Source organism: Prosthecodimorpha staleyi, assembly GCF_018729455.1.
Taxonomy (GTDB): Bacteria; Pseudomonadota; Alphaproteobacteria; order Rhizobiales; family Ancalomicrobiaceae; genus Prosthecodimorpha; species Prosthecodimorpha staleyi.
This window is the reverse complement of the sequence record NZ_JAHHZF010000044.1, coordinates 1-727: the sequence shown is the minus strand read 5'-3', so window position 1 is coordinate 727 and position 727 is coordinate 1. Positions and strand designations below refer to the sequence as shown.

Below are 727 nucleotides of genomic sequence, written 5' to 3'. Positions count from 1 at the left end.
CGGGTGAGGTCCCGGATCCGTCTGCGGATCCGCTCCTGGCGCGAGGAGCGGACACGGGGGCGGACCTGGGCGAGCAGCGCGGCGCGTTCGGCGCGGAGCTGCTCTGCTGCTGTCGGCGGGCGGGTCGCCGGCGGATCGTCGTCGGGCTCGGGCGGCAGCGAGCGGGCGATCCAGGTCATGGCTGGTCGTCCCATCGGATGGCGATCCCGTGGAAGACCCGGCGGCCGTGGGTGAGCGTCCACCATCGGCACATGACCTCGAAGGCGCCGAAGGCCAGGATCGGCTTGAAGCCGTCCCCTTCGGCATAGGCGTCGGCGGCCTCGCCCACGATCAGGATGCCGTTGACGATCAACTGCGGCGGCCGGTCGAACATGCGGAGGTCGAACTCGACCATGTCGACGCCGATGCACACCGGATCGGGGATGATCTTGAAGCACCCCGGCTGGCGCATCTTGCCGTAGAGCTGAATGCGTTCGCCGGGGTGGGCGTGACGGTTGCGCGGGTTGCGGATGGTCTGCCGCTTGGTCCGATCCTGGATCGGTTTCCAGAAAGCCGATTTGAAGCCGTAGGCCACCATCACGACACCTCAGACTTGGCTTGCTCGGCCTCGATCTCGGCCGCGACGCGGTGGATCAGGTCGGCGTTGCGGGCGCACCATTCGAGCGTCGCGACGGCCGCCCAGATGCTTTCGAGCTGGTACTCGGCCTCCGCCTGGCGCATCTCGCGC

General features: G+C 68.8%; 1 protein-coding gene. It reads right to left on the bottom strand.

Features of this window, described 5'->3' with window-relative positions; genetic code table 11:
• Positions 1 to 175: 175 nt before the first annotated feature.
• Positions 176 to 580: a hypothetical protein gene (locus KL771_RS28255; protein ID WP_261971835.1), complete on the bottom strand. Its 405-nt coding sequence runs from the start codon at positions 578 to 580 to the stop codon at positions 176 to 178.
• Positions 581 to 727 lie beyond the last annotated feature (147 nt).